The following is an 8,312-nucleotide window of genomic DNA, read 5'->3' as shown; positions in this document are numbered from 1 at the left end:
GGGGTGAGTAATTCGGCGAAGCCGGGCCAGCTTGCCGAATGCGAATGGAAATCATGATGCACGCAGATCAAGCTTTTACGCCTAGAAAGACGGATGTAGTACAGCGGCTGTACGCCGACTGGTTCGAGGTTCGGGAGTCGCATCCGGCATACCACATTCACGTCATCCTGGATCCGAACCACCCCGTTGCGCCGTTTGACCTGCTCCATCCGGAACATTTGCTGGAGCGCAAGCCCAAGACCCGCTGGGCGCGCGTTGACCGCCCGGATTTCCAGCATGACCCCGACATCTGCCCACTGCTTGTCACGGTATTCAGCCCAGGGGATCACGGTTATCCGGATGAGGCATTGCTCAGCGAGACAATTGATCGTGCAATCGAGCGTAGCGCGAGCGTGAATGGTGCCTACGTATGCGGATGGGTAGCGTGCGCGGCGAACGCAGATGAACTGGCATCCCAGATCGCGGCGAGGTGCGTTGTTGCCAATCCGCTGACGGGCCGGAGAGTCTTGCCGTGGTTCGAGTCGCACCGGTTGGCACTCCTTGCCGACGATGATGCGGACATCCTGCCGTCGTTGCTTCCCCCGGGAACGAACTGGTGGTTCATCGATGCTGCTGCGACGGTACGTTCGCTCTCGGTGCCGGAGACTGACACTGCAAAACCTGCGTCTGTTCAGCAGTTGCATGCCATGTGGGCGCAGCATGACCGTATTGCCGACGCCCGCAGGGTGTTGATGGCGATCAAGAAGTCCGATCAGAGCATTCCCGAGCGTCCAGAGAAGACGCTCGACGGGTTAGTTCGACTCGCAAACGAGCAAGGGCTACGCGGCCAGCAGGATGTGATTTTCTTCGTGCTCAATTGCCTCACGCTGAGTCCCTTCTGGTACGAGCACCCTAACGTTCAGGCTATCTTGCAGGACATGCGAGCGGGTGGTGAGGACTCTCTCGCCGAGGCCATCGCGGCCCAGCCCGACGCGGTTCTCGACGAAATCGCTTCATACGGCATCGACCCCGTGTCACTTCAGCAATAAGAGTTTGATATGGCGACTACACCAGCAACCGCTGCGAAGACGACCGCTCCCGCTCCCGGCAACGGCGCGCAAGCGATCAAGAGGAACGCCCAGACTGCGCAGAAGTGCGCGCCTAACAACAAGACTGGTAAATGCGGCTTTTGCGAACGTGATGGGTATCCCATTCTGCCGGTTCGCTATGCGGTGTTACCGAATTATGTGGCTGCATCCGGGGTCAAGCCGCTTAGTGCAGTGTCGATGCTAGATGCGTTCGACAGTCAGAAACTCAAAGCGAACAAATACGCGCTTCGGATCCTGCGAAAGGGCTTCGTGCACGTCTATCTCGGTAAGGCGGGGATGTGGCAAACCTACGTTGTGACCGAGGACGGTTATCTGCGTGTTCTGGCGGATCCGGATGATCCGGACTGGAAGACCGAGCGACCGTTGACGGAAGCGTGTAAGCGTGCCGGCGACAATATCCCGGCGAGTTTCATTACGATTCCGCACGGTTACGAGAAGGTCTGGATCGCCTTTTCAGAGAACGTTTGGAATAGCACAGTGCGTGGGAAATATGAGGGCGAGCCTGCCAAACGCATGCAACTGTGTGAAATCAAAAAAGTGGCGACGAATCCTGACGCCACCAAGCACTGTTTTGAGATCGGACTCGATAACACGCGTCTGCATGAGATGGTGTTCGAGTATGTCGCGCAGGACCAAGAGTATCTGGCGCGCCGTGGGTATAGCGGGGGGCTTTGGGATCAGCGGGGCAATCAGGCAACGAAGAAGAACAATGCCTGGCAAAGTCTTCATGGCAACTTCGCTCGGGCAGGGCAGTCGGCTGCCCTGACCAGCTATGCCAAGAACGTTGCCGACAAGCGCAAAGCGATGGGCAAGCCCGGCAAGATTGCAGCCTTTGCCGTCCACGATCCCGTGGGCATCGTAAAAGAGCTGAATGGCCATATTCACGACCGGGTCGAATGGCGGCAGGCGTACAACACTGCCGTGGCTCGGCCGTTGTTTGTATCGCAGGCGATCGTTGGGCTGAAAAAGCAGATCGAGACGGCGACAAAGTCGGCAATTGAGGAAGACGAAGCAAAGCGCAAAGTCCCGGACACGGTCAGCGAGACCTATATCTTTCCCGATGATCTTCCGAGCCAAACTCAAAGGACGACGGTAACGACGACGCGCGCCGAGCGTGTCTCCACTCAGCAGAAGAAGACGTGGGGCAAGCTGAAGGATTCGTATAACGAGGGCGAACGCGAGAAGTTCGAGCAACGCTATACCAGTCAGATGTCCGAGTTCGCCAACCAGATATCGGATTGCGATCAGGATTGGGCCACATGGGCGCGCACAGCGGAATGGAAAACGTGGCTCGGCGACTACGACACTGAGAAGCTCCACGAGAACACCAGGCTCATGGCCATGTGTGCTCCGGCATTGGCGGGCGGGCCGCAGGGCGAAGCCGGGATCAAGTTATGGGACGAGTGGCTAAGCAATCATAAGGATGCCGCCAATCCCACGGGTTTCACGATTCCGTATGCGGCCATCGCCGGTGGGCGCAAGGATTTGCTGACTGCCATGCTGCCGTCCGGCTCGGACTTGAACAAGGGCGATAAGCTGCACGATACCTTGAAAGCCATCCTCGCCTCCAAGGAGGTCGACGGCCCGGAGCGCTTCAAGCGCCTGATGGATACGAAAGTGCAGGTTGCAGCCTCACATCTTGTCGCGGCGGTAAATGGGGCAGTCTCACAGCTGGCAGACAAGGCGGCCGATGCAGTCGACACCAAAGTAAAAATGGCCGTCCAGGCTGCCCTCAGGCTCTATGCCAACGTGGGCCCGGTATTCCTCCAGGTGAAAATGACGATCGGCCAGTATGTCGATCTGCTGAACGAATTTTCCCGCAAGGGGGGAGCCGCTGGTAAGAAGTTCGCCGACGTTTCCGGGCGGAAGGTTCGCAGTGTGCTCATTGGTGGCATGCTGTCCATTCCGAATGCCAAGGTCCGGGACACGATCATCGAAGTCACCATATGGACACTGGAGAAGGCGGACGAGCTGAAGAAGGACATTGAGACCGTTATCGCCAAGGCAAAGCGTGAAGCGGTCGATCTTACTGGACACGCCGCTAGCGCGCTCAAGATTGCGGCAGTCACGTTGAGTCGAGATGCGGTTCAGATACTGCGACCACTAGAGCGGAGCGTGGCTCTGCTGCCAGGTGCGGCAAAGAACCTAGGAAGGTCGCTGCTCACGAAAAGCCTTCGAGCGATTGGCGCAAGCGGTGAGCCGCTTCTGGCTCTGAGTTCCCTTGTCCTTCAGGGGTGGGCATTTCGCGATGCGCGCAAGCAGATGGACGCGACGCTTGGTGAGCAAGGCGGGTGGGAGGCGAAGCTGCCGGTTGTGTCCGCCACGCTGGGGTTCATTGGCGCTTCCTTCGAGCTGACCGGGGCAACGCTGAAGGCATTTGGTGCAGCTGTAGGCGAGAAACTCATCAAAGCCGGCGCAGCGTTGGGGGCGTTATCCCTGCTTGTGGACGGCATACAGGCCGCATTTTCTGCAGTAAGAGCATTCCGGCAAGGTGAGTCGAAGGCAGGATGGGCGTATGCCGGCGCGGCAGCCACGTTCGTTGCCGGTGCGGCCATCGGTTTCCTGACGGGATTCTCTTCCGCGCTAACTGGGGCGTTCATACTCGGTCCCCTTGGCTGGATTCTGTTGCTGACTGCAATCGGGATCGGGCTGATATGGTATGCAGTCAACGCGGAGCGTACGCCGGTAGAAATCTGGTTGGACCGGTGCTACTGGGGCAAGGGGCAGCGCAAAGAAGGTAAGTGGACCGATGCTCAGGTGAATGATGAGATCGCTGACCTGAACGCATTGGTGCTGGGCCTCGGCGTGGAGTTGGGTTTCAATGACGATTGGAGAGAAGTGGCAACTGGGTTCGACACGCTGAAAGTCAAGTTGACTTTCCCAAGTTACGACTCCAAGCGGTCTGTGTATGAGTGGAAGGTGAAGGCGATCGACGGACGAGGGGGAGCGGAACTCATCATGGCGGGGGGAGAAGACCCGGATGTGCTACCCGAATTCAAGGCGATGCCCAGCAAGATCATCGATACGTCGTCGCGCTATCGGAACCGTCAAGGTACGGCGCAACGGGGAGCTGGGTCTTACACCATCGAGGAAAGCATCGAAGTCAACACCAGTATCTTCAAGAGGGCCCAGATCGAGGTGAAGTACTGGCCGGACAAGAGCGACCCCGAAGGGTGGGCAGAAAAGCTGATGACAGTGAGTGATTGAAATGCAAGAAACTGGGTCGAAGCTGCAACCGCAGAGCCCCTACTGGTATGAAGACTTGCCCGGCCCCACCGTGCCGCTCAAGTCCAGCGACAAGAATGACCGACCAAACCTCGCACTCGACCTCAATTACGTGAATGAAGACGTGTTTGAGCTGTCCAGGGCCTCGTCCATCCAGCGTGGTTTCGGTCTGATGTTTGGGGTGGGCGTCTCCATCGCGTTTGCGGCCATGCTGCCGTTCATCGGTCAGATGTATCAGGAGGGCCACCCCGAAGAGTCGCCGGTCATCGCGTCCGTGCTGGCCTTGATGCTGCTGGGGCTTGCAGTCCTTTTGCTTCACCTCATCAAGAGAGGGGTAAGGACGCCACGAGACCTTCCGGTTCTATTCGATCGAAAAAATCAGAAAGTTTTTGCGTTCGAGTATTTACCCAAGGCGAATCCATTCGCCAAATGGAAGACCGTGATCAAGGAGCTGGATTGGTCGCGCGTCGAAGCGGAAATTGGAAAGATCGCCGGATACAACGGCAAGACGTACTCGGTGCGCTATGGGCTCATTTTGGCGCAGTGCGAAGCGAATACGACCAAGGTCCAGGATCGCATCATCGTGAAGTCGCAGGTGGCGACTCCACTCGTGCTGCATCAGATGTGGGCGTATATCCGATGCTTCATGAGTGAGGGGCCAAAGAATCTGCGAGGCATCAGGCCGTTCCCGCGCGATATCAGTTTCCGGCGGTGCTTGCTGGAATTTTACCCCCTGTTTGACCGGACAGAAGAGGGCGCACGGCTTCGCGCCAATATGCACGTGGTTGAGTTGGTGCTACTGACGGCGGTTGGGATCCCCCTGTTTTGGCTGTTTCTTCCTGCAGGCGTTTTCGAGTATGTCGGGCAACGTCTTGCGCCAGAGCCGAAGTGGCCTACAGAGATCGCCTCGCAAACTGGCCTAACTCACCGAGATTAGTTTCCTCGTGCCGGGAAGGTGCCGGCTTCCATTGAATACGAATGGCCGCACAAGGGCTTCCATACCTCAAGTCCGCACGCAAAGGAGCTGAGTCGGATACCTCGAAAAGCATCGTAGTTCTCTAACGACAAGCCGCTCACGCACATTCGAGCCTCGAACGTGCGCCTCCGAAGCCCGCATTCGAGCCAGTGGCCGTGCAGCGCGAGCATCAAACACCGGCATTCCACTGCTAGAGGTCCAAAATTCCGACCTCCAACTGGCACGTTCGACGGTCTGAGCACGGCGTGCGGGCCTCAGCGCGGCGGCTTTGATTGTCCGAAGGCGGAAGGCGGCCCTCGGAGGTCCGATGGGTCGGTTGTTTTAGAGTGGAGTGCGGACCTCCGGGCCACGGCCGCCGCCGTCCGATGGTCGTGATCGACCCTCGCACTGGCAAAGACGGGTGTTCAAGTGCGGCACATATGGCAAAAACCGTGAGGTTCGGCGGTCGCAGGGTAAGCCGCAAGGCGCAGCGTGCCTGATTCGCCGGTTGAAGCGCGGCCGGCGGCGCGTATTGCGTCGGGAGCGGAGGTCGTCGTGCAGGCCTTGATGCTCCGAACCCTTCAGGCCCTCCCGTCAATCCATCCGAGGCCAGCGTCGCGTCATAAGCGTCGCCCGTGTATTCCGACCACGCCCACAGGTGGTCCGCTTGGCATGCTTCCTCCAAGCTGCGGAAGAAACCCATCGGCACGGCAGGGCAGCCGTTGCTTTTGCCGTATGTGCATCACCGAGTCGTGAATTGAAAATGAACGAAATATCCGAATCCAACGATGTTCACATTTGAGGCCGCCTTTCATCGCTACCGGCGCAAGCACGGCATGGTCAAGGCACTTGAAGACTATGCCGATTTGTGCGATGCCCCCATGCTGCATGCGCTTGATGCCACCTCGTCTGACCTGGCCATCCTGTGGCCTCCTGAGCCCACAGTCCTCGATTTCAATGAGCACTTCCTGGAACTGAGTAATCTGCGCAACGATGAACTGCCGCGTTGGGCTGGCTTGGTCGTCGTTGTGTGGTTCATACCGCTATGTTTGCTGTTGAGCGCGGGGACGCTGTGGTTCTTGTGGGATATCGCGTTTGTTGGCGATTCGCGGATGCCGTTTCCACCCAACTCCCTCAAGGAGCTTGGGGTGCTCTTGGGGATGTTGGTCGTCGCCGTGCTAGGTGTACCCATGGCATCCTTGCTCTGGCGCGAGTTTCAAAGCCAAGTGTTCACGGCGCGCTGCGCGCGCTATCGCTTCAACCGCACCACAGGCAAGGTGTATGTGTTGCGCCCCAGGCGATGGGGCGGCAATGCAGTACTCGACTGGTCACGTGTCCAAGCCCACGTACATTGGGTGCCGCCTGCCGAATCTGAGCAAAGCCAAGAATACGCGACGTCGCTCAACGAGAGGGCTCAGGAACTCCGAAGAGAGGTGAATTGGTCGCGGCAAACCGGCGGCGAAGTGGATAGCAGTCTTGCTATCACTGGTCTGCTGGATCTGATCACTGGCTCTAGCGTCCCGGCTTATAACTTGTCGGACGAAGCGCGCGAGAAGCGGCGCAAGAAAGAATACGGCGGCTGCCTGCTTCTGTACTGGCCGCCGCTGGACGCAGCGGATCCGCAACGACGCGGAGAGGATCTGATCTGGGTTGGGCCGCGCAACAGTGGCGAGCGTCTCTGGCGCTACATACAGACGTTCATGCAGAAGGGCATGGGCGCCGTGCAAGCTCCCGCCATGCCAGGCGAATGGCTACACAAGGGCCGCAACCCCGACCACGTACTCAATTGGCTGGCGGAATGCCTGTGCTACTGGCCAGTCTTCCCTGTGGTGTGGAAGAGCGATGTTGGGCAGATCAGGCGGGAGAAAGGCATCGGACCGGAGCAGCCACTGAATTGGCCGGCCAAGCTGCCTTAGTAGGCAAGAGCCATGGGTTTTCGCAAAGGCTTCTACGGCCAGCTGCGGAGAGTGGGGCCACATGAAGATTTAGAAACACGTCCCGCCCCAAGCGTGCGTAGCATCACCACCGTGCGCCCCTAGCCGCGCGAATGGCGAAACGCGCTGTCGCCATTGCTGCGTTTCTCCCAGCGCTGGCGTTGCTTTAGGTACTCGCATCACTGGGCACTTGCGAATATGTTGCGCAGCGACTGGCGCCGAAGACGTCATGGCTGCCTGCGCCATCCACTTCAAGGGAATTAGATTTGTCTAACGAAAGCAACGCGCATCAATTAGCGGGTGATACCCCAAAAAAGCAAGCCCCTCGCTTGCTCGTCATTGTGTTGAATGGGGTTGCGGCGCTCCTCTGCGCAGCGGCAGCCATCCTGTCACTCATGGGAGAAGGTGGAGCGTCTATTGAAGGCGGCTCACTTCGAATCATCAATCTATCGCTGCTCGTCGGCGTGGCTGCCTTTGCGTGTCTCTTGGTGTCGTTTATCGCGCAGAAGCGTAAATGGAAGCCAAGCGGTACATCAGGTGTCAAAGCAGGGGCTCTGGTCTTCCTTCTCCTCCTGTTCTGTTTGATTTTCGTTTTTCGCGACCCGGCTTTGCTGATGGTGGAGTGGACTCGCGCGTCGCAGGCCGATGAAACCGTGCGCTATCAATACCAGGTCCGGTCCGACTCTGGCAGCCGCCATACAGTGAGCGGTGATCAGGCCAGGAACGTCTTCGGTTCGAGCCGTAGTTTCCGCGTCGTCACGGAAGGCGACGGATATGCCTCCTGTCAATCATCTGATGAGGGGTGTCAGTTGACGGAATGCGCCATGGGCCAGATCTGGTGGGTGGGCGGATTGCAGTGGGGATTCGAGGTCGATCGCGATGCAGGTGCGAGTGACGTGACCAAGGCACTGGTCTGTAGCCCTGTCGATAGCAAAGCAATCACACTCGAAAGTTACGACGAGCAGGGATATCGCTACGAGTGACCTTGTTTCCTGGACGGGAAAAGGTCTGTCGTACTTGTCCTGTGCAGACGGCTATTCCATCAAATCAATCGACTGGGCGGCTCGCCTAAGGCCTGCCGGAAAGCCCCGCCTTCTATCAAGCCTCACC

At 58.3% G+C, this 8,312-nt stretch carries 5 protein-coding genes; all 5 read left to right on the top strand.

All coding sequences use genetic code 11. From position 1 onward, the window contains the following. The first annotated feature begins 44 nt into the window (after window positions 1–44). Window positions 45–1,028 carry a hypothetical protein gene (locus ACCD03_RS18065; RefSeq protein ID WP_413412463.1) on the top strand — a complete coding sequence of 328 codons (984 nt, stop codon included), beginning with the start codon at window positions 45–47 and terminating at the stop codon, window positions 1,026–1,028. Between the two features lie 9 nt (window positions 1,029–1,037). Next, complete coding sequence (locus ACCD03_RS18060; RefSeq protein ID WP_413412462.1) at window positions 1,038–4,295, top strand: T6SS effector BTH_I2691 family protein; 3,258 nt, start codon at window positions 1,038–1,040, stop codon at window positions 4,293–4,295. 1 nt (window position 4,296) lies between these two features. Next, on the top strand, window positions 4,297–5,250 hold the full coding sequence (locus ACCD03_RS18055; protein ID WP_413412465.1) for a DUF6708 domain-containing protein: 954 nt from the start codon (window positions 4,297–4,299) through the stop codon (window positions 5,248–5,250). Window positions 5,251–6,056: 806 nt separating this feature from the next. Next, window positions 6,057–7,184: a hypothetical protein gene (locus tag ACCD03_RS18050; RefSeq protein WP_413412461.1), complete on the top strand. Its 1,128-nt coding sequence runs from the start codon at window positions 6,057–6,059 to the stop codon at window positions 7,182–7,184. 284 nt (window positions 7,185–7,468) lie between these two features. Beyond that, window positions 7,469–8,185, top strand: a complete 717-nt coding sequence (locus tag ACCD03_RS18045; RefSeq protein ID WP_413412460.1) for a hypothetical protein — start codon at window positions 7,469–7,471, stop codon at window positions 8,183–8,185. Window positions 8,186–8,312: the final 127 nt, after the last annotated feature.

Origin of the sequence: Ralstonia sp. Ralssp135, assembly GCF_047304345.1 — a bacterium.
In the GTDB taxonomy this organism is placed as follows: domain Bacteria; phylum Pseudomonadota; class Gammaproteobacteria; order Burkholderiales; family Burkholderiaceae; genus Ralstonia; species Ralstonia chuxiongensis.
The sequence above is the reverse complement of the archived record's forward strand: the minus strand, read 5'-3'. Positions and strand labels throughout refer to the sequence as shown.